This is a genomic window from Gordonia aurantiaca (genome assembly GCF_039939235.1).
Lineage (GTDB): Bacteria > Actinomycetota > Actinomycetes > Mycobacteriales > Mycobacteriaceae > Gordonia.
On record NZ_JBDUUF010000001.1, the window covers coordinates 630,064 to 649,536 of the forward strand.

20 protein-coding genes are annotated in these 19,473 nt (G+C 68.5%); 11 read left to right on the forward strand and 9 right to left on the reverse strand.

What is annotated here, in order from left to right:
• Positions 1-39 precede the first annotated feature (39 nt).
• Entirely contained in the window at positions 40-2,094 is a 2,055-nt protein-coding gene (locus tag ABFT43_RS02895; protein ID WP_347958886.1) for an acyl-CoA dehydrogenase family protein, read from the reverse strand.
• Positions 2,095-2,314: 220 nt separating this feature from the next.
• On the opposite strand from ABFT43_RS02895, the gene ABFT43_RS02900 reads away from it, so the two are divergent.
• Positions 2,315-3,994 (forward strand): AMP-binding protein, encoded by a 1,680-nt coding sequence (locus ABFT43_RS02900; protein ID WP_347958887.1) that lies wholly within the window; start codon positions 2,315-2,317, stop codon positions 3,992-3,994.
• Positions 3,972-4,169 (forward strand): hypothetical protein, encoded by a 198-nt coding sequence (locus tag ABFT43_RS02905; protein WP_347958888.1) that lies wholly within the window; start codon positions 3,972-3,974, stop codon positions 4,167-4,169. The genes ABFT43_RS02900 and ABFT43_RS02905 overlap by 23 nt, the downstream gene beginning before the upstream one ends.
• A gap of 128 nt (positions 4,170-4,297) precedes the next feature.
• Here the strand turns inward: ABFT43_RS02905 and ABFT43_RS02910 are convergent, their stop codons facing one another.
• Both ABFT43_RS02910 and ABFT43_RS02915 read right to left on the reverse strand, forming a co-directional pair.
• The gene (locus ABFT43_RS02910) at positions 4,298-4,831 is read right to left on the reverse strand and encodes a hypothetical protein (RefSeq protein ID WP_347958889.1); all 534 of its coding nucleotides are present in this window, start codon (positions 4,829-4,831) and stop codon (positions 4,298-4,300) included.
• Positions 4,822-5,304, reverse strand: coding sequence for a hypothetical protein (locus ABFT43_RS02915; protein WP_347958890.1), 483 nt, complete (start codon positions 5,302-5,304; stop codon positions 4,822-4,824). Before ABFT43_RS02915 ends, ABFT43_RS02910 begins: the two co-directional genes overlap by 10 nt.
• A gap of 196 nt (positions 5,305-5,500) precedes the next feature.
• Here ABFT43_RS02915 and ABFT43_RS02920 point away from each other — a divergent pair, with 196 nt between their 5' ends.
• Together ABFT43_RS02920 and ABFT43_RS02925 are read left to right on the forward strand one after the other, a co-directional pair.
• Complete coding sequence (locus ABFT43_RS02920; RefSeq protein WP_347958891.1) at positions 5,501-6,178, forward strand: TetR family transcriptional regulator; 678 nt, start codon at positions 5,501-5,503, stop codon at positions 6,176-6,178.
• Positions 6,179-6,338: 160 nt separating this feature from the next.
• Positions 6,339-7,502: an acyl-CoA dehydrogenase gene (locus ABFT43_RS02925; RefSeq protein WP_347958892.1), complete on the forward strand. Its 1,164-nt coding sequence runs from the start codon at positions 6,339-6,341 to the stop codon at positions 7,500-7,502.
• Positions 7,503-7,711: 209 nt separating this feature from the next.
• On the opposite strand, the gene ABFT43_RS02930 is transcribed toward ABFT43_RS02925, so the two are convergent.
• The 3 genes from ABFT43_RS02930 to ABFT43_RS02940 form a co-directional block, all read right to left on the reverse strand.
• Positions 7,712-7,933, reverse strand: coding sequence for a hypothetical protein (locus ABFT43_RS02930; protein WP_347958893.1), 222 nt, complete (start codon positions 7,931-7,933; stop codon positions 7,712-7,714).
• 451 nt (positions 7,934-8,384) lie between these two features.
• Positions 8,385-8,987, reverse strand: a complete 603-nt coding sequence (locus ABFT43_RS02935) for a YdcF family protein (protein ID WP_347958894.1) — start codon at positions 8,985-8,987, stop codon at positions 8,385-8,387.
• 123 nt (positions 8,988-9,110) lie between these two features.
• On the reverse strand, positions 9,111-10,595 hold the full coding sequence (locus ABFT43_RS02940) for an NAD-dependent succinate-semialdehyde dehydrogenase (protein ID WP_347958895.1): 1,485 nt from the start codon (positions 10,593-10,595) through the stop codon (positions 9,111-9,113).
• Between the two features lie 169 nt (positions 10,596-10,764).
• Here ABFT43_RS02940 and ABFT43_RS02945 point away from each other — a divergent pair, with 169 nt between their 5' ends.
• From ABFT43_RS02945 to ccsB, 7 genes are all read left to right on the forward strand, one after another.
• Positions 10,765-11,637, forward strand: coding sequence for an SGNH/GDSL hydrolase family protein (locus ABFT43_RS02945; RefSeq protein ID WP_347958896.1), 873 nt, complete (start codon positions 10,765-10,767; stop codon positions 11,635-11,637).
• Positions 11,638-11,735: 98 nt separating this feature from the next.
• Positions 11,736-13,082 (forward strand): glutamate-1-semialdehyde 2,1-aminomutase, encoded by a 1,347-nt coding sequence (hemL, locus tag ABFT43_RS02950; RefSeq protein ID WP_347958897.1) that lies wholly within the window; start codon positions 11,736-11,738, stop codon positions 13,080-13,082.
• Positions 13,082-13,708 (forward strand): histidine phosphatase family protein, encoded by a 627-nt coding sequence (locus ABFT43_RS02955; protein ID WP_347958898.1) that lies wholly within the window; start codon positions 13,082-13,084, stop codon positions 13,706-13,708. Before hemL ends, ABFT43_RS02955 begins: the two co-directional genes overlap by 1 nt.
• 22 nt (positions 13,709-13,730) lie before the next feature.
• Positions 13,731-14,327, forward strand: a complete 597-nt coding sequence (locus ABFT43_RS02960; protein WP_347958899.1) for a TlpA family protein disulfide reductase — start codon at positions 13,731-13,733, stop codon at positions 14,325-14,327.
• Complete coding sequence (locus tag ABFT43_RS02965) at positions 14,327-15,130, forward strand: cytochrome c biogenesis CcdA family protein (protein ID WP_347958900.1); 804 nt, start codon at positions 14,327-14,329, stop codon at positions 15,128-15,130. The genes ABFT43_RS02960 and ABFT43_RS02965 overlap by 1 nt, the downstream gene beginning before the upstream one ends.
• Positions 15,131-15,144: 14 nt before the next feature.
• Entirely contained in the window at positions 15,145-16,875 is a 1,731-nt protein-coding gene (gene resB / locus ABFT43_RS02970) for a cytochrome c biogenesis protein ResB (RefSeq protein WP_347958901.1), read from the forward strand.
• A gap of 20 nt (positions 16,876-16,895) precedes the next feature.
• Positions 16,896-17,918 carry a c-type cytochrome biogenesis protein CcsB gene (ccsB, locus tag ABFT43_RS02975; RefSeq protein ID WP_347958902.1) on the forward strand — a complete coding sequence of 341 codons (1,023 nt, stop codon included), beginning with the start codon at positions 16,896-16,898 and terminating at the stop codon, positions 17,916-17,918.
• 122 nt (positions 17,919-18,040) lie between these two features.
• On the opposite strand, the gene ABFT43_RS02980 is transcribed toward ccsB, so the two are convergent.
• The 3 genes from ABFT43_RS02980 to ABFT43_RS02990 form a co-directional block, all read right to left on the reverse strand.
• Positions 18,041-18,571, reverse strand: a complete 531-nt coding sequence (locus ABFT43_RS02980; protein WP_347959256.1) for a helix-turn-helix domain-containing protein — start codon at positions 18,569-18,571, stop codon at positions 18,041-18,043.
• 181 nt (positions 18,572-18,752) lie between these two features.
• On the reverse strand, positions 18,753-18,968 hold the full coding sequence (locus tag ABFT43_RS02985; RefSeq protein WP_347958903.1) for a hypothetical protein: 216 nt from the start codon (positions 18,966-18,968) through the stop codon (positions 18,753-18,755).
• Between the two features lie 254 nt (positions 18,969-19,222).
• On the reverse strand, positions 19,223-19,447 hold the full coding sequence (locus ABFT43_RS02990; RefSeq protein WP_347958904.1) for a BldC family transcriptional regulator: 225 nt from the start codon (positions 19,445-19,447) through the stop codon (positions 19,223-19,225).
• Positions 19,448-19,473 lie beyond the last annotated feature (26 nt).

The following is a 19,473-nucleotide window of genomic DNA, read 5'->3' on the forward strand; positions in this document are numbered from 1 at the left end:
GCGGGCCGGGCGCAGGTACGCCGACGGTGTTGCGGGGGCTCAGCCGTTGACGAGCATGGGCGCGCGCAGCAGTTCCTCGGGGACGCCGAAGGCGTCGACGAGGGTGCGGGCGTGCGGCCGCAGCTCCTGACAGAGTTCGTTCACGCCGCGCCGGACCGCCTTGGCGCGCTCCACCGAGATGTGGCGGTGCATCATGAACCAGGACAGGTCCGCCTCGAGGGCGGAGTAGACGAAAAGGTCGCACACCTTGCCCAGGAGGTCTGCGGCGGAACGCGAATCGCAGTTCTCGATGGCCTCGATGAACGCCTCGAGAACCACACGTTCGATGTGTGCATGCCCGACCTTCAGCAAATGGTCCTGGGCGTTGTTGAACACGTCGAAGGCGTCGTTGTCGTCGTCGAGTGCCCGGCGCAGCCGCTGCGCACAGGTGCGGACCAGATGATCCTCGCGGTTGCGGAACAAGCGGATCTGAGTGCCTCGGTTGGTGAGCGCCGACTTCTCGGTGTCCTCGTCGGAGCTGTCGAGCAGCGTCTGCACCACCTGCCGGACCGCGGTCTTCTCGGCCACCACGTCGCGGGCCATGCCGGCGATGAACTTGACCCAACCGCCGGCCGAAAGGCCCTGCACGTCTTCGGAATACGACGACAGTAGTTCTTTGGCGATGAGCTGCATCATGACCGTGTTGTCACCTTCGAAGGTGGTGAAGACATCGATGTCGCCGCGGATGACGGAGATCTGGTTCTCGTCGAGGTACCCGGCGCCGCCGCAGGCCTCGCGGCTGACGTTGATCGCATGCGAGGCATGCCAGGTGGCGTACGCCTTGAGCCCCGCGGCCTGACCCTCGAGCTGACGCTGACGGCCGGCGTCGGAGTCGTCGGGCGCCGCCGACTGCACGTCGTGGAGCTCGGCGGTGATCTCGTTCTGGGCGAAGGCGATGGCGTAGGACTTCGCGATCAACGGCAGCAGCTTGCGCTGATGGCCGAGGTAGTCGAGTACGGTGATCTCGTCGGTGCCGTCCGGTGCCTCGAACTGCTTGCGGATCAGCCCGTACCGCGTGGCGAGGGTCAGTGCCTTGCGTCCGGCGGCGCCGGCGGTCGCGGCGACGGACACGCGGCCGCGGATCAGGGTGCCGAGCATGGTGAAGAAGCGCCGGTTCTCGTTCTCGATCGGCGAGCTGTAGGTGCCGTCCTCGGCGACGTCGGCGTACCGGTTCAGCAGGTTCTCTGCCGGGATGCGGACCTGATCGAACATGATCCGGCCGTTGTCGACGCCGGCCAGGCCGCCCTTGTACCCGCAGTCGCTCGTAGTGATGCCCGGCAGGTCGTTGCCGTCGGCGTCGCGGATCGGCACCACGAAGCAGTGCACGCCGCGGCCCGTCGGCTCCTCACCGGGCCCGCCGGTGATCAGCTGGGCGAAGACCGCGGCGTACTGCGCGTGTTTCGCGGCGCCGCCGATGTAGTCCTTGCGCGACGACGGGGTGGGGGAGTGGATGACGAACTCGCGGGTGTCGCGGTCGTAGGTCGCCGTCGTCTCGATGGCCTGCACGTTGGAGCCGTGGCCGGTCTCGGTCATCGCGAAACAACCGAGGACGTCGAGATCGATGATCCCCGGCACGTACTTCCGGTGGTGACGTTCGGTGCCGAGATTCTCCACGGCCCCGCCGAACAGGCCCCACTGCACGCCGGCCTTGACCATCAGCGAGAGATCGGCGTAGCCGAGCATCTCGATCGCGGTGATCGACGCGCCGATGTCGCCGGTACCGCCGTGGTCGGCGGCGAACCCTGCGGCCGCGAAGCCCTGCGACGCCAGTTCCCGCATGATCCCGAGGATGCGCTCGCGCGCCTCGTCGAGCGTGAGCGACGGGTCGGGCAGCAGGTCGGCGCGGTTGGAGTTCTCGCGCACGGTCTCGCGGACGCTGCGCCATCGCCCGTCGAGGACGAATCGGAGGTTGTCGACGAGGAGCGCCCGCTCGTCGGCGGACAGGTCGTCGTCGGGTTCGACGTCGGCCGGGGTGACCGGGTCGTCGACCGTCGGTTTCTCGGCGATCGGCGTGTGCGGACGAGTGGGTTCGGAGCGCTCGGTGGGAGTCGACATGAATCCACCGTACGTAGCCCTGTGACGCGCGACCCACGTTTTGTGGCTGTCCCCATCGGTTTGGACTCTGCACCGATCCGGTCACGGGTTCGGCGCCGAACCCCCTCTTCGGGGGGTGCCGGGGTTTGCCGGGCATGAGTAGCCTGATCCGCCGTCTGTGTATGGGCCGTCACATGAGCCCCGGCGAAGTGACGCGGGCGAGATAAACCCTGGAGGAGAGATGTCGGTGTCCACCCCGGATGCACCAGTGACGGGCCTGGGTTCGTCGACCAGCGATTGGGGCGGGGCCAACCGCTCCGAACTCAGCCCGCTCCGGTTCCTCGAACGCACGTCGTCGGTGTTCCCGGACCGCGACGCCATCCTCTACGGGCAGCGCCGGCACAGTTACGCCGAGTTCGCCGACCACGTGCAGCGCCTCGCCCGGGTGCTGAGGTCGAGGATCGCGCCCGGTGATCGCGTCGCGTACCTGGCCCCGAACATCCCGGAGATGCTCATCGCGCACTTCGCCGTGCCGCTCGCCGGCGGTGTGCTCGTCGCGCTGAACTCGCGCCTGGCCGGACCCGAGCTGGTCTACATCCTCGAGCACTCCGGTGCCAAGGCGCTGTACTTCGACGCCGAGTTCCGCGACACCGTCGCCGCGATCATCGGCGAAGTGCCGCAGGTGGAGACCGTCGTCGAGATCGCCGACCCCGAGTTCGGCGTGACGCCGGGTCCCGTGGCCGGGGCCGGCATCCCCGGCCTCGTCGCCTACGAGGACCATCTGACCGGGGCCGACGAGCTCGACCCGACGCCGATCCCGTGGACGGTCGACGACGAGGACGCGATCATCGCGATCAACTACACGTCGGGCACCACCGGCAAGCCAAAGGGCGTCATGTACACCCACCGAGGTGCGTACCTGAACTCCTTCGGCGAGACCTTCCACAACCAGTTCACCGGCCGGACCCGCTACCTGTGGACGCTGCCGATGTTCCACTGCAACGGCTGGTGCACCCCGTGGGCGGTCACCCACGCCGGCGGTACCCACATATGCCTGCGCGCGGTGCGGGCCGAGGCCATCTGGGACGCGATCGACGATCTCGGCGTCACCCACATGTGCGGCGCCCCGACCGTGTGCACCACCATCGTCGGCTCGCCGCGCGCCCACAAGCTCGACCGTCCGCTGCGCATCACCACGGCAGGCGCGCCGCCGTCGCCGACCGTCATCGGCGCGCTGGAGGCGATCGGCGTCACCGTCGTCCACGTCTACGGGCTCACCGAGGTGTACGGGCCGTACACCATCTGCGAGTACCAAGATGCCTGGACCGCACTGGATCCCGGCGAGCGCGCGGCCAAGCTGTCGCGGCAGGGTGTGGGCATGGTGCAGGCCGAGAATGCCCGCGTCGTGCTCCAGGACACGCTGCCGCTGACCGACGTCCCGGCCGACGGCGAGACCATGGGCGAGATCGTGTTGCGGGGCAACAACGTGATGGCCGGCTACTTCCGCGACGAGGAGGAGACGCGAAAGGCGTTCGCGGGCGGCTGGTTCCACACCGGCGACCTCGGCGTCATGCATCCCGACGGCTACATCCAGCTGCGTGACCGCGCCAAGGACATCATCATCTCGGGGGGCGAGAACATCTCCACGATCGAGGTCGAGCAGGCGCTGGTGAGCCACGACGCCGTCGTCGACGTCGCGGTGATCGGTGTCCCCGACGAGAAGTGGGGTGAGCGTCCGCGCGCCTACGTCCTGCTGCACCCGGGTGCGACGCTGACGGCCGAGGAACTCATCGAGCACGGCCGGCGTTTGCTGGCCGGTTACAAGGTGCCGCGGGACATCGTGTTCGCGGGCGACCTGCCGCGCACGCCCACCGGCAAGGTCCTGAAGGGTGAGCTGCGTGAGCGTGCCCGCACGGAGTGACGCCGCCGAGACCCTCGGGCACGACGGGCGTTCCGCGCACGACGGCGTGCCCGCGGTCCGTCGTGTCCGGGTGGGCCCGCGCCGCGGCTATGTCGCCGGCGAGGACGAGCGCGCGCCCTTGCTCTCGACGGGTGTGTTCGGGCGGGGAGATACCGGCTCGGCGACGCGGGTCTGAGCCCCGCCAGCGGAATACGCCCTGAGAACGACCTTCGGCAGGCCGACCGGTAGCCGATATGTCACTCGTGTGACTGCTGGGGTGTTTCCCGGGTGCGCTTTCTTCCCGGTCCTCGGGCGTGGGGCCGGTCAGGCCCAGAAGAACGAGCGCCTGCCGCCGAACCGCTGCCCGAGTTCGCGAGCGACCTGCGGCGGCACCAGCTCCCTCGGGAGCACGACGCGCTCGCCGTTGTTGCCTTGTTCCCTGAGGTGGATCACCGTGCGGCCCAACACGATTCCGGACACCCGGGACAGTTGGATGTCCTGTCGTCCGGTGCCGGAGATGAACGAGATGTGGTCGGGGCCGAACTCGGCACGCAGTGACGTGCCGGGAGCGTGGGCGCGTCGGATCCGGCTCGGGATGAACACGGTCACGAGCAGGGCCACGAAGACGGTGAAGAACACGAAACAGGCGATCAGTGCAGCGCGGACCCCATGGTCGTCCGGCGAGCTCCGGTATCCGGCCACGACGACGATCCCCAGACCCACCAGCACCGGGGCGATACGCGCGAGCAGGCCGCCGAGTCCGTTCTCGCGCTCGATGCGCTTCGCGAGTCCCTCGTCGGCGATCATCTCGGTTCGGATGACGGCGTCGCGCGCGGCATCGCCGTTGCTCACACCCACCGTCGGCTCCTCTCGTCGTCGAAGCGTTGCCGCAACCCGAGGGCGACGTGTGGGGGAACCAGTTCCAGCGGGATGACGATCCGCTCCGCGAAGTGCCCGTTTCCCCGGATACGGATCACACTCCGGTCCACCACGACTCGGTCGATCTGGGAGGTGCGGATGATCTGCCGGGTCGAACCCGTCGTGAAGGCGACGAAATCGGGCCCGAACTCCGCTGCCAGGCGGGTTCCGGGTCCGTAGTGACGCCGCAGCATCGCCGGCCTGATCACCGTGAAGATGAGGACGCTCGCGACCCCACCGGCGACGAGCAGGCACGACAGCAGCAGCAGCGTGTCGCGGTCACGGGATCCGGTGAGCCAGGAGGTGGCCAGGAACAAGATCTGCGCGCCGACGAACAACGCCGCCCACGCCGCGATGGAGCGCCCGCCGTCGTCGCGTCGTATCCGCTTCGCGAGCCCTTCATCGGCGATCATCTCGGTCCGGAGGACGGGAGGGTGCGCGGGCTGCGGCGGGGTGGGATTCCACACCTGTGGGCATTGCGGGTGTCGTCCGTGGGTGCCGGGATTCCCTTGGGGCCATTGGGTCATCGTCGTCAGATCCTATTCGGCGCCGGACACCGCCCGCGAGGACTGTACGAATGACGGCCGTCGTGTGGTTGATACTTGACCCATGTCAGTTGCCGATGTCGACAGTGCGAGCTTCCGCATGCTCGTCGTCGCAGAGTCGATCCGTCTGTTCAGCGAGCACGGATACGAGTCGACGACGGTCGAGCAGATCGCGTCGGCGGCCGGTATGTCGCGCCGGACGTTCTTCCGCCAGTTCGGGTCCAAGGAAGACGTCATCTTCGCCGACCACGAATCCCTGCTCGCGCAGGTCGGCGAGGCCCTCGCGTCGTACGAGGGTGACCCGTGGTCGGCGGTGTGCGCGGCGGCCGAGGTGGTGTTCAGCCACTTCGAGCGGGACCGCGACCTGGCGGTGCGCCGCGCCCAGGTGGTCCAGGAGGTCCCTGCGCTCCGTGATCGCGAGCTGGTGACCAGTTATCGGTACCAGGGCGCCTTCGAGGAGTTCCTGCGACGGGAGCTGCCCGACGAGCCGCCGGTGCACATCGTCGCCTATGTCGCGGCGATCACCGGCACCCACAATTTCCTGCTGCGGCAGATGATCCGCGGCGACGAGGAGGCGACCCTCGAACGGCTGCGGATCGAGTTGGCGCGTGTCCGTGCGGCACTCGGTGCCGGACGCGGGCCGGGTGTCGACGAGCGACAGGTCACGGTGGTGACCTATCCGGCCGGGACATCGCCCGACGAGATCGCGCTCCGGGTACAGGAGCAACTCCGGAAACCGTGACGGGTTTTCGCAGGTCTCGGACACGGCGGGACCTGGCGAGGACAATCGGTGGCGTGGGTGGCCGTCCCGCCGGGGCGCAGCACATTGACATGGCACTCAGTGCCGTGTTGCACTGGTAGTCAACCACCGATATTGGCACCCCGTGCCGTGAGGAGTTGTCATGGGTTACGGAAATCCCGACTTCGACGTCTTCCAGCTCCCCGAGGAGCATGTGGCGCTGCGCGAGGCGATCCGCTCGCTCGCCGAGAAGGAGATCGAGCCGCACGCCGCCGACGTCGACGAGAAGTCGCGCTTCCCGGAGGAGGCGCTCGCCGCGCTGAACGCCTCGGGCTTCAACGCCATCCACGTCCCCGAGGAGTACGGCGGCCAGGGTGGCGATTCGATCGCCGCCTGCATCGTGATCGAAGAGGTCGCCCGCGTGTGCGCCTCGTCGTCGCTGATCCCCGCCGTGAACAAGCTCGGCACCATGGGCCTGATCCTCAACGGCTCCGAGGAGCTGAAGCAGAAGGTCCTGCCGTCGATCGCCTCGGGTGAGGCCATGGCCTCCTATGCGCTCTCCGAGCGTGAGGCCGGCTCGGACGCTGCGAGCATGAAGACCCGCGCCCGCAAGGACGGCAACAACTGGGTCCTCAACGGCTCCAAGTGCTGGATCACCAACGGCGGCAAGTCGACCTGGTACACCGTCATGGCCGTCACCGACCCGGAGAAGGGTGCCAACGGCATCTCGGCGTTCATGGTCCACAAGGACGATCCCGGCTTCACCGTCGGCCCGCTGGAGAAGAAACTCGGCATCAAGGGTTCGCCCACCGCGGAGCTGTACTTCGAGGACTGCACCATCCCGCTCGACCGCATCATCGGCGACGAGGGCACCGGCTTCAAGACCGCCCTGCAGACCCTCGACCACACCCGCCCGACCATCGGCGCCCAGGCCGTCGGCATTGCGCAGGGTGCGCTCGACAAGGCCATCGAATACGTCAAGGACCGCAAGCAGTTCGGCAAGCCGATCGCCTCGTTCCAGGGTGTCGAGTTCATGATCGCCGACATGGCGATGAAGGTCGAGGCCGCGCGCCTCATGGTCTACACCGCCGCCGCCCGCGCCGAGCGCGGCGAGAAGAACCTCGGCTTCATCTCGTCGGCCTCGAAGTGCCTGGCCTCGGATGTGGCCATGGAGGTCACCACCGACGCCGTCCAGCTCTTCGGCGGCGCCGGCTACACCCGCGACTTCCCGGTCGAGCGCATGATGCGCGACGCCAAGATCACTCAGATCTACGAGGGAACCAACCAGATCCAGCGCGTCGTCATGAGCCGCGCGTTGCTTCGATGAGCACGGTCTAGCTCACCAGCTCACCAAGGGAATTCGCCCCGCCGACCACCGTCGGCGGGGCGAATTGTTCTCGGGAGGGTCGGGTTCGATGCACCGGGCGAGCTGCCGAGGGGCGTTCCCTTCGGCATGCGCGAGACGGAGCCGCCACTGAAGAGACTCGTTGCGCAGATCTCGTTGCTGTTCGACTCCGACGAGCTTCATTCACTCGGTCAAAAGGGTGGTGGGTTGTTGCGGTCCCACTCGTCTTGTTGGCGACGATGCGCGTCGGTGCGGTTGGCGCGTTCATCGGCGAGCCGTTGTCGGGCGGGGTGGTCGGGTGATTGGGTTTTCAACGCCGCGAACAGGTCTCGTCCGGTGAACGGGTTGCCGGGGTAGGTGTGGCCGGTGGGTGCGTCGAACCAGATCGACATGTAGGCGTCCTGGGTGTCCATTCACCGTCCGAAGGTCTTGACGCGGTGGTGGAACCGGCACAGCGGTTACCTCTCGGCGTTCGTGGGTCAACGAGGCGGCGATCAGCACGTTGCACATGCCGGCCGCGTTCATCGACCACGCATATACCGCGGTGTCGACCCACTGTTGCGGGGAGAGCTCGGCGAGGGGTGCGAATGCGTCGAACCCCAACTCCGCGGACCCTGCGCCGGGGTGGTCCCCGGCGGGGTCGAGGGTGCCGAACTCGAAAGCCATACCCACATTCCAGAAGAGGGGAATGACAATCCCGGTTCGTAATCTACAGTCGAATTGTCATGCACAGCAACTACTTTCGGTAGTAGTCGCTCGACGAATCGACAAACCCGGACTTCCTGGTGGTGGTGTCCTCATGCAATCGAAGATCTCGAACCGCCCCCGGGGAGTCCTCTCACCGGGCTCCGGCCGCAGTGGTTCCTACGCGTACGCCGGCCGGAACACCAGCCTCGCGCCCTGGGCCTTCGCGGCGTCGCGGAAGTTCTTCATGGCGCGTTCCATGTGGAAGCCGTTGGTCACGATCAGCGCGCCGGTGGCGCCCAGGCGCTTGAGCATACGCACGGTGTTCTGCGCGTTCTGGACGGTGGAGGTCGAGGCTCCCTCGTTGACCATCTGCCACACCGGGATTCCGCGTCGGATCATGCCGATGTTCATGAACTGGGCCTCGGTGATCGGCAGCCAGTGGGTGTCGCCGCCGGACAGGATGACCCGGTTGAACGGGTGCTGCTTGGCCAGCTTCGCCGCGACATTCAGGCGTCGGTTCATGATCTCCGGCGTCTCGCCCCAGGTGCCGAATTTGGCGCCCAGCACGACGATGTAGCGGGTCGGCGGGCTCTCCCACAGGAACATGCTGTTCGGGGTGCCGAGCTCCGAGCTGCCGAGGTCGACGCTGCCGAAATCGGTGCTGACCGCTGCCGTTTCGATCTTCGTGACGTTGACGTCGCCCGCTGCGGACACGGCCACACCGCCGGTGAGCACCGCCGCGGTCAGGGCGACCGTGGACATGATTCTTCGCAGACGCATGACCTCGAAGTCTAGAGGCGATGACCGACTCGCGCCGCCCCAGGAGATAACATCTGAATCACCAGTCACTCACGTAACTGCAACAAACCGCCTCGACCCACCGGAAAGGTGCCTTCGCGCGGTTCAGGTCAGTGCGACGTACTTGACGTTCAGGTACTCCTCGATGCCTTCGCTGCCACCCTCGCGGCCGATGCCGGACTGCTTGATCCCGCCGAACGGCGCTGCCGCGTCGGAGATCACGCCGCGGTTCACCCCGACCATGCCCGACTCCAGGCGCGCGGCCACCCGCATGCAGCGCTCCAGGTCGCGGCTGTAGAAGTACGACGCCAGGCCGTACTCGGTGGAATTCGCCGCGGCGATCCCGTCGTCCTCGGAGTCGAACGCGCTGATCACCGCGACCGGGCCGAAGATCTCCTCGCGGGTTACCGGCGCATACGGGTCGACGTTGTCGAGAACCGTTGCCGGATAGAAGAACCCGGGGCCCGACGGTCGTTCGCCGCCCAGCCGCACGCGGGCGCCGTCGGCCACCGCCTGCTCGACCGCGGCGGCGACCTTGTCCCGCTGGTCGGCGTTGACCAGCGGCCCGAGCGTGACACCTTCCCGATAGCCGGGACCCATCACGACCTGTGACATCTTCTCGGTGAGCTTGGCGGTGAACTCCTCGACAATGCCGGACTGCACCAGGAACCGGTTGGCGGCGGTGCAGGCCTCGCCGCCGTTGCGCATCTTCGCCAGATACGCGCCTTCGACAGCGGCGTCGACGTCGGCGTCGTCGAACACCAGGAACGGGGCGTTCCCGCCCAGCTCCATCGAGGTTCGCTGCACACGTTCGGCGGCCTGTCCCAACAGAATCCGGCCGACCGGCGTCGACCCGGTGAAGCTGATCTTCTTGATCCGGTCGTCGGAGATCAGCGCCGACGACACCTTGCCGCTCGAACTGGTCGGCAGCACCGACAACACACCCGGAGGCAGGCCCGCCTCGGCGAACGCCTCGGCCAGCGCGAGCATCGTCAGCGGCGTCTCGCGCGCCGGCTTTACGATCATGACGCTGCCCGCCGCCAGCGCCGGGCCGATCTTGCGGGTTCCCATGGCCAACGGGAAGTTCCACGGTGTGATCGCCAGGCATGCGCCGACGGGCTGGTGTGCCACCAGGATTCGGCCGTTGCCCGCAGGTGCCTGTGTGAAGCGGCCGTCGATGCGCACCGCCTCCTCGGCGAACCAGCGCAGGAACTCGTTGCCGTACTTGGTCTCTGCACGACTGTCCGGCAGTGCGCGGCCGAGTTCGAGCGTCATCAGCATGGCGATGTCGTCGGCACGGTCGGTGAGCAGCTCGAAGGTGCGGCGCAGGATCTCGCTGCGCTCGCGCGCCGGTGTCGCGGCCCAGTCGTCGGCCGCACCGGCGGCGGAGTCCAGCGCGGCGATCGCGTCGTCGGCCCCCGCGTCGGCCACCGACGTCAGGACTTCTTCGGTGGCCGGATCGAACACCTCGAACGTCTTGCCCGAGGCGGCCGGCGTCGACCGCCCGTCGATCCACAGGCCGGTCGGCACGCCGTCGAGAATCGCCTGCGGATCGAGCACGTCCTTGCTGTCGGCTTCGCTGGAGCTCATGCGGCCTCACATCCTCGTCGTCGGTTGTCGCCTGCGGTTGACGCCTTTCCCACGCTACCGGCGCCGGGTGTGGTTGCCGACCGGCTTCGCGCACACGCACGATGGCGGTGTGGACGAACGACGAACCGCCCGAGTCGGTCGCAGGAGAGCTGCCCTACGCGGGTTCGCAATGCTCGCGGCGGTTGCGACCCTCGCGGTCGGATGCTCGGCCGACGACGGGCGGTCCGAGACCGACGACACCGTCACGTCCTCGGCCGCGGAGAGCAGCGCGCGCGAACCCGGCCGCGTGCGCCTGGTGAACCTCGGCGACAGCTTCGCGTCGGGGACAGGCGTGCGGCCGCTGGTCGAGGACTCGCCGATCTTCTGCCTGCGGTCGAGCCGGAACTTCGCCCACATCGTCGCCGCGGAGGACGACTACGACCTCGTCGACGTCAGCTGCGCCGGCGCCGACACCGGCGACCTCACCGAAGCACAGTACGAAGGGGTCCTGCCGCAACTCGACGCGCTCGACGGGTACGCCGACGTCGTCACCGTGATGATCGGCGGCAACAACGAGGGCACCTACGGTCGCGCCATCGATCTGTGCGGGCAGGCCGCCGAGGCCGATCCGCTCGGGGCGCCGTGCACCGAACGTCATGGCCGTGACCTGATCGACCCCGTGGACCGCGACATCTACCCGGCCGTGCGCGAGGCATTGCGTCAGGTGAGATCGAAGGCGCCGAGCGCGGACGTGCTGCTGATCGGCTATCCGTGGCTGGTGCCCGAGGACGGGGGCTGCTACCCGGAGATGAAGGTCGCGGCAGGCGACCTCGCGCTGCTGCGCCGGTTGCAGGTCGCGGTCAACGACGCCGGACGTCGCGCGGCCGACGAGGAGGGCGTGCGGTTCGTCGACATGCTCCCGCCGAGCGCCGGGCACGACGCCTGCGCCGGTCCGCAGCGGTGGATCGAGCCGATGACCGCATCGGGTCCGGGCAGGCTGCACCCCAACGCCGCGGGGCAGGAGGCGATCGCCGAACAGGTCCGAAAGGCCCTCGCCGGATGACGCCCGGGGAGGCGTCCCTGCACACCGACCAGTGACCGGTCACACCTTTGACCAGCGGCGATTTGGGTCACCCGGTGCCGTTTGGAACACTGTAGGCCGTGACTGGTACCGCTGACGCCCCCAAGGTCGAACACACCGAAGCCTCCGCAGCGCTGTTCGCACGCGCGAGCGAGGCGACCCCGGGCGGCGTCAACTCCCCGGTCCGTGCGTTCTCCGCGGTCGGCGGGACCCCGCGCTTCATCGTCAGCGCCGAGGGATGCCGACTCCGTGACGCAGACGGCAACACGTACGTCGATCTCGTCGCGTCGTGGGGCCCGATGATCCTCGGCCACGCCCACCCGGCCGTCGTCGAGGCCGTGCAGCGCGCCGCGTCGAGCGGCCTGTCGTTCGGCGCGCCCACCGAGGGCGAGGTGGAACTCGCCGAGGAGATCATCGGCCGCGTCGACCCCGTGGAACGGGTCCGCCTGGTCAACTCCGGCACCGAGGCCACCATGTCCGCGATCCGTCTCGCCCGCGGCCACACCGGACGCTCCAAGATCATCAAGTTCGCCGGCTGCTACCACGGCCACGTCGACGCCCTGCTCGCCTCCGCGGGCTCGGGTGTCGCGACCCTCGGCCTGCCGACCAGTCCCGGCGTCACCGGCGCGTCGGCCCACGACACCCTGGTGCTGCCGTACAACGACCTCGGCGCCGTCGCGTCGGCCTTCGCCGAGCACGGCGACGACATCGCCGCCGTCATCACCGAGGCGGCCGCAGGCAACATGGGCGCCGTCGCGCCGGTCGACGGCTTCAACGCCGGCCTGCGCGAACTCACCCGCCGTCACGGCGCGCTGCTGATCATGGACGAGGTCATGACCGGATTCCGCGTCAGCCCGAGCGGTTGGTACGGACTCGAGGGCGTAGCCGGCGACCTCTACACCTTCGGCAAGGTGATGAGCGGTGGCCTGCCCGCCGCCGCGTTCGGCGGTCGCGCCGACGTGATGGAGCGCCTCGCGCCCACCGGACCCGTCTACCAGGCGGGCACCCTGTCGGGTAACCCCGTCGCGGTCGCCGCCGGCCTCGCGAACCTGCGCAACGCCGACGTCGAGGTCTACCGGAGGCTCGACGCCAACGCCGACCGTCTCGCAGCGCTGCTCACCGACGCCCTCATGGCCGCCGGCGTGAGCCACCGGGTGCAGAAGGCGGGCAACCTGCTCAGTGTGTTCTTCACGACGGACCCGCAGACCCCGATCGTCGACTACGCGGGCGTGAACGCGACCGAGACCTGGCGATTCGCGCCGTTCTTCCACGCTCTCCTCGAACGAGGGGTGTACGCACCGCCGAGCGCCTTCGAGGCCTGGTTTGTGTCCGCCGCACTCGACGAGGATGCTTTCTCGCAGATCGCCGACGCGCTGCCCGCCGCAGCGCAGGCAGCAGCCACAGCCACCGCGGGGGACAACGCCTGATGCACACGATCGTCCACATGATGCGCCACGGAGAGGTTCACAACCCGGAGGGCATCCTCTACGGCCGCCTCCCGGGTTTCCACCTCTCCGCCGACGGCCGCGCCCAGGCCCAGAAGGTCGCCGACGCACTCGCCGACCACGACATCAAGGCCGTCTTCGCGTCGCCGCTGCAGCGCGCGCAGGAGACCGCGACCCCGATCGCCGCGGCCCACGGACTCGAGATCCAGACCAACGACGACCTCATCGAGGCCGACAACGTCTTCGAGGGCCTCAAGGTCTCCGTCGGCGACGGCGCACTCAGCAAGCCCCGGCACTGGCCCAAGCTGCGCGACCCGTTCACGCCGTCGTGGGGTGAGCCCTACATCCAGCTCGCCCACCGCATGCTGGCGGCGGCCAACAGGGCCCGCGATGCCGCGCGCGGTCACGAGGCGGTGTGCGTCAGCCACCAGCTGCCCGTCTACACGCTGCGCCGGTTCCTCGAAGGTCAGCGGCTGTGGCACGACCCGCGTCGGCGGCAGTGCTCGCTGGCGTCGCTGACCAGCCTGATCTACGACGACGACGCGCTCGTCGACATCATCTACTCCGAGCCGGCCGGGGCGTCCGACCCGCTGGCCACCGGTGCCTGAACCGAAGGTCTGAGAAGTCAAAGTGCGAAAGTTCCTCCTGCCGGCCGTGCTGTCGGCCGCCCTGATCCTGCTGGTCGGCGGCTGCAGCACCGGTGACGACGCCGTCGCGCAGGGGAACACCTTCCAGTTCGTGTCGCCGGGTGGGCAGACGGTCATCACCTACGAGCCCGCCGACCGCAAGCCCATCGCCGGTCTCGAGGGCGAGAACCTGGTGACCGGGGAGCCGCTGTCGCTGTCCGACGAGCAGTTCGACGACAAGGTCGTGGTCATCAACGTGTGGGGTTCGTGGTGCGGACCCTGCCGCGGTGAGGCCGACGACCTCGAACGCGTCTACGAGCGCAACCGCGCCGACGGCGTCGAGTTCCTGGGCATCAACCTGCGCGACGACCGGAATTCCGCCAGGGACTTCGTCATCGACCGCAACGTCGGGTTCCCGTCGATCTACGACTTCCCGGGTCTGTCGCTGGCGTCGTTGACCACCCCGACCTCGGTGGTCCCGACGACGATCGTGCTCGACCGGCAGCACCGCCCGGCCGCGGTCTTCCTCAAGGCCGTCTCCGAGTCCGAACTGAACGAGGTCGTCGAGCGGGTGGCGGCGGAACCGGCGGGGCAGCCCTGATGGAAACCGTCCTCGCCGCGTCGATCGGAGACACCTTCGCCGACACCGTGACCAGCGGCCCGCTGCTGCTCGCCCTCGCTGCGTGCCTGCTGGCCGGCCTGGTCTCGTTCGCGTCGCCCTGCGTGGTGCCGCTCGTTCCCGGCTATCTGTCCTACCTTGCCGGACTCGTCGGCGCCGAGGCCCCGGCCGTCCGGCCGGGGGAGGGCACCAAGAAGGGCCGCTCCCGGGTCGCGTTCGCGGCCGGCCTGTTCGTACTCGGCTTCACCGTCGTCTTCGTCGCCGCGACCGCCACCGTCCTGGGTGTGACCAGCACCTTCGTGGTGAATCGAGAACTGCTGCAACGCCTCGGTGGGGTGGTCACCATCGCGATGGGCCTGGTGTTCATCGGCCTGGTGCGGCCGCTGCAGCGAGAGGTCCGGTTCGAGCCGGTGCGCGTGTCCAATCTCGTCGGCGCCCCGCTGCTCGGCGCGGTGTTCGCGCTCGGCTGGACGCCGTGCCTGGGGCCGACCCTCGCGTCGGTCATCGCGACCGTCAGCGGCACCGAGGGCGCGACCGCGGCGAAGGGCGTGACCCTGATCATCGCGTACTGCCTGGGTCTGGGGCTGCCGTTCGTGGTCCTCGCCTTCTCGTCGGCGTGGGCACTGCGCAGCCTGGGTTGGCTGCGCCGCAACGCCCGGACCATCCAGATCATCGGTGGTGTCCTGCTCATCGCGGTCGGCGTCGCGTTGCTGACCGGCTGGTGGGACCAGTTCATCGTCTGGATCCAGGTGCACTTCGTCACCGACACCGAGCTACCGATCTGAGTGTGTAGGAACCCATGGCAGATGTGACCGACACCGGCGTCACCGACCCTCCGCGGGCGGAGACCGCAGCCTCCGCGCCACCCACCGCGCACTGGACCCGACGCCGGGTCCTCTGGCCGCTGCGCAACCTGTGGCGATCGCTCACCTCGATGCGCACCGCGCTGCTGTTGCTGTTCCTACTGGCGCTCGCCGCCATCCCCGGCGCCCTGCTGCCGCAGCGGGACCTGAACGAGCAGAAGACGCTCGAGTACATCGCCGAACGCGGCAGGCTCGGCACGCTGATGGACAAACTGCAGCTGTTCGACGTCTTCTCCAGCGCCTGGTTCACCGCGATCTACGTCCTGCTGTTCGTCTCGCTGGTCGGCTGCCTCACGCCCCGAATGGTGGAGCACTTCAAGAGCCTGCGCGCCAAGCCGGTCGCCACCCCGCGCAACCTGTCGCGCCTGCCGCGGCACGTCACCCGGACCGTCGACGGCACCCCCGAGGAGATCGCCGAGCGGATCAGCACCCGACTGCGCGGCTGGCGTCGCGAGGTCACCGTCCGCGAGCCGAGCAAGGCATACCCGGACGGTTGCGTGGAGGTCTCGGCAGAGAAGGGCTACCTGCGCGAGTTCGGCAACCTGGTCTTCCACTTCGCGCTGCTGGCGCTGCTGGTGTCCATCGCGGTCGGCAAGCTGTACGGCTACGAGGGCACCCGCAGCCTCGTCGCCGACGGCGAGCAGGGTATGTGCAACACCTCCACCGCGGTCTACGACTCGTTCCGCGCCGGCAACCTCGTCGACGGCACCGACCTGTCGCCGTTCTGCTTCCGCGTCGACGACTTCTCGGCGACCTTCCTGCCGAGCGGTCAGCCGGACATGTACGACGCGACGATCAGCTACGCCGAAGGCGACGCCGTGCGCGACCCCGCCGCCTGGAAGACCACGTCGGTCAAGGTCAACGAGCCGCTGCGAGTCGCGGGCGACCGCGTCTACGTGCTCGGCAACGGTTTCGCGCCGACCTTCACCGTGGCCTTCCCGAACGGGGAGAAGCGTACGCAGACCACGCCGTTCGTCCCCGACGAACTCCAGACGATGCTGTCGTCGGGCGCGGTGCGCTTCGACACCCCGGCCGGCATGTATCCCGACGCCGACGAACGCCGCAAGAACCAGATCGCGCTCGAGGGCCTGTTCGCCCCGACCGCCCTCTACCACGGGACCCTGCTGACGTCGTCGTCTCCCGAACCGAAGGACCCGGCGGTCGCGATCCGCATCTTCAAGGGCGACACGGGCCTCGACACCGGAAAACCGCAGAACGCCTACTCCCTCGACCAAGACCTCGTCGAGCAGGGACGTCTACAGCGCCAGGCGCAGGTGAACCTGGCGGTGGGCCAGAGCCATACGCTCGCGGACGGCACGACGATCACCTTCGACGGCTACCAGCGCTGGGTGTCGGTGCAGGTCTCGCACGATCCGGCACAGGTCTGGGTGCTCGTCAGCGCCATCACGATGCTCGCCGGCCTGCTGGTGTCCCTGCTGATCCGCCGTCGCCGGATCTGGGCACGCCTGGTCCCCGCCCCGGCCGGGGAAACGGCCGGTCAGACGGGTGCCGTGGAACCCGCCGCCGCGAAACGACGTACTGTAGTAGAGATTGCCGGGCTGGCGCGCACCGACCAGGCCGGCTGGGGTGAGGGCTTCGACGAGCAGGCGGCCGCCCTCGTGGCCGACGACGCACCCGCCTCACGGCGCACGACCCGGCGGCTCTAGGCCGCGAAAGGAACCTGGTGATGAACGGATCCACCCAGATCGACGAGACGCTGGCGCGGTACTCGGATCTGCTCTTCGGCACGGCGATGGCCGTGTACGTGGTCGCGGCCCTGCTGTTCCTCGGTGCGCTGGCCGCGGTCCGCGGACGCAAGCTCGAGGAGCGCGAACTGGTTCGCGCGGGCGTCGGTGCACCGGGCACGGACTCCGAGGCACGCGTTCCCGGCCGCGTCGACGGTCCGCAGCAGCGCCGCAGCCTGGGCGACAAGCTCGGCAACATGGGCCTGCCGGTGGCGATCGTCGGCCTGATCGCCCACGTCGCGTCGATCGTGCTGCGCGCCATGGCCACCGACCGGGTGCCGTGGGGCAACATGTACGAGTTCGTGTCGATGACCTGCGCCGCGGGAGTCATCGCCGCACTGGTCATCCTGCGCAAGTCGGAACACCGTCCGCTGATGTCGTTCGTGCTCCTGCCCGTCGTCCTGCTGATGTTCATCGCGGGCCGCTGGCTCTACACGCAGGCCGCGCCCGTGGTCCCGGCGCTCAAGTCGTACTGGCTCGCCGTCCACGTGTCGATCATCTCGGTGTCGTCGGGCATCCTCATGGTCTCCGGCGTCGCCAGCATCCTGTACCTGATGAAGCTGCGCTGGGCGTCGAACCCCGCCGACGACACATCGCCGGCGACCCGCCCCGGTTTCGCCGGTGCGATGCGCCGGATCATCGACCACATCCCGGCCGCGGAGAACCTCGATCGTCTCGCCTATCGGTCCGTGGTCGTCGGCTTCCCGCTGTTCGGTCTCGGCGTCATCTGCGGCGCCATCTGGGCCGAGGCGGCGTGGGGTCGCTTCTGGGGCTGGGATCCGAAGGAGACCGTGTCCTTCATCGCGTGGGTGATCTACGCGGCCTACCTGCACGCCCGCGCGACCGCCGGCTGGCGCAACACCGCCGCCGCGTGGATCAACGTCGCCGGCTTCGTGGCGATGCTGTTCAACCTGTTCATCATCAACCTGGTGGTCTCCGGCCTGCACTCGTACGCGGGCCTCTGAGCAGGCCTTCGAGCAGGGCGACGCGCGTAGGGGTTCGCGGGGCGCACGCGGCCGGGCGCAGCGGGCCCACCGGGAGCGTGCGACCGCGACGGCGTCGGCGTTCCTGTGACCGCGACCCGGAGCTAGTCGCCGGACGCTGCACCCGGGGACGGACCGGGATTCTCGGTCGTCTCCGGGTCGGATCCTGCCTTCTCGGCCGCGTCCGTCTCCGCCCGCTTGGCGATCGCCTGCGCCTTCACCAGCTTCAACAGGTCGATCAGGGCATCGATGGTGTCGGGACACAGTGACGCCAGGTCGATCCCGGCGAGGTGGCTGCCGGTGACCTCGAGCATTTCGACGTAGTGCTGCTGCTGTCGGACCCGTTCGAGGTCCTCGTCGGGATTCGACAGAAAGTACGTGACGCTCACCTCGAAGGCGCGCGCGATCGCCTCGACCGTGCGGAACGAGGGGGTGCGGGCCTTGCCGGTGCGCAGCTGGGAGATGTACGCGTCCGACAGCGAGTAGCCGAGGCGGTTCGCCTTCTCGGCGATCTTCTTGCCCGTATAACGGACGCCGTTCTCGTCACGGCTGTGTTCGAACAGGTAACCGATCTTGTCGGCGAAGCTCAGGTCGTCAACGGTCGACGCCCCTTGCGGAGATCGTCCCGGATTCAACGGCGCCTTCTCTCGGATCATTCATCGTCGGGTCGATGATGAGGAGACCTTACCCTACCGTGAGGTATGTTACGTGGCTCTCATGAGCCAGGTCAGACCGTTCGTATACGAAACCGGCCGGACACCTTGGATAACCGGCCGGAGGCCGACCCGTGGGCGACACCGTTCGACTTCTCCGCGATCAGAGGTCGTCCGCGTCGCCACCGTTGGGACCGCGGGTCCGGTTGTCGAGGTCACGAAGGAAATCGGGGTCGTCGTCCGGTCCCACCGGGCGACGGTTGCGGCCGCGCGAGCCGACCGATGAGGGGGAGTTGCCGGCGTCGGACTGGGGTCCGAACGCGCGCCACAGCAGAAAACCGATGGCGAGCAGGCCGATAACCGCGAACAGATATGTCATGACAACCTCCCTGACCCAGCGTACGTCAGTTCGACGCGCGCACCGTGAGGGTCGGCCGAGCGGTGGACAGTCGACGCAGCCGGGCCCAGCCCCGAGGCCGTGGAGTTCCCCGGGTGGCGTCAGCGCCTGTTCGGATGCGCCGGTTCGGATGCGCCGGTTGGAACCGAAGCCGCGGCGGGGCCGGCGCAGGAGGTTTCGACGCCGGCTGCCGCGGCCCGTGGACTGCGACTACTTCGTCCCGACCGTGTACGCGATCAGTGCGTACGACGGTTCAGGAGCGCCACCACGTCCTCTTCACGGAAGCGTCGGTGGCCGCCCGGGGTGCGGATCGATCCGAGGATGCCCGAGCTGGCCCAGCGAGCGACGGTCTTGGGATTCACGTTGAACATCGCCGCCACCTGGCCGGGCGTCAAGGTGTGCTGGCTCGCGATTCCCGGGGTGATGTAGGTGTTCGACGTGGTTTCTTCGGTGCTTGTCACGTTTCCCCCTGAAACGGATGGTTCCC

Bases quoted from the DNA above. Each gene is read 5' to 3' on its own strand.
- ABFT43_RS02895 (WP_347958886.1), bottom strand. From the start codon at position 2,094: ATGTCGACTCCCACCGAGCGCTCCGAACCCACTCGTCCGCACACGCCG.
- ABFT43_RS02900 (WP_347958887.1), top strand. From the start codon at position 2,315: ATGTCGGTGTCCACCCCGGATGCACCAGTGACGGGCCTGGGTTCGTCG.
- ABFT43_RS02915 (WP_347958890.1), bottom strand. From the start codon at position 5,304: ATGATCGCCGATGAAGGGCTCGCGAAGCGGATACGACGCGACGACGGC.
- ABFT43_RS02920 (WP_347958891.1), top strand. From the start codon at position 5,501: ATGTCAGTTGCCGATGTCGACAGTGCGAGCTTCCGCATGCTCGTCGTC.
- ABFT43_RS02925 (WP_347958892.1), top strand. From the start codon at position 6,339: ATGGGTTACGGAAATCCCGACTTCGACGTCTTCCAGCTCCCCGAGGAG.
- ABFT43_RS02930 (WP_347958893.1), bottom strand. From the start codon at position 7,933: ATGGACACCCAGGACGCCTACATGTCGATCTGGTTCGACGCACCCACC.
- ABFT43_RS02935 (WP_347958894.1), bottom strand. From the start codon at position 8,987: ATGCGTCTGCGAAGAATCATGTCCACGGTCGCCCTGACCGCGGCGGTG.
- ABFT43_RS02940 (WP_347958895.1), bottom strand. From the start codon at position 10,595: ATGAGCTCCAGCGAAGCCGACAGCAAGGACGTGCTCGATCCGCAGGCG.
- ABFT43_RS02945 (WP_347958896.1), top strand. From the start codon at position 10,765: ATGCTCGCGGCGGTTGCGACCCTCGCGGTCGGATGCTCGGCCGACGAC.
- ABFT43_RS02955 (WP_347958898.1), top strand. From the start codon at position 13,082: ATGCACACGATCGTCCACATGATGCGCCACGGAGAGGTTCACAACCCG.
- ABFT43_RS02965 (WP_347958900.1), top strand. From the start codon at position 14,327: ATGGAAACCGTCCTCGCCGCGTCGATCGGAGACACCTTCGCCGACACC.
- resB (WP_347958901.1), top strand. From the start codon at position 15,145: ATGGCAGATGTGACCGACACCGGCGTCACCGACCCTCCGCGGGCGGAG.
- ccsB (WP_347958902.1), top strand. From the start codon at position 16,896: ATGAACGGATCCACCCAGATCGACGAGACGCTGGCGCGGTACTCGGAT.
- ABFT43_RS02985 (WP_347958903.1), bottom strand. From the start codon at position 18,968: ATGACATATCTGTTCGCGGTTATCGGCCTGCTCGCCATCGGTTTTCTG.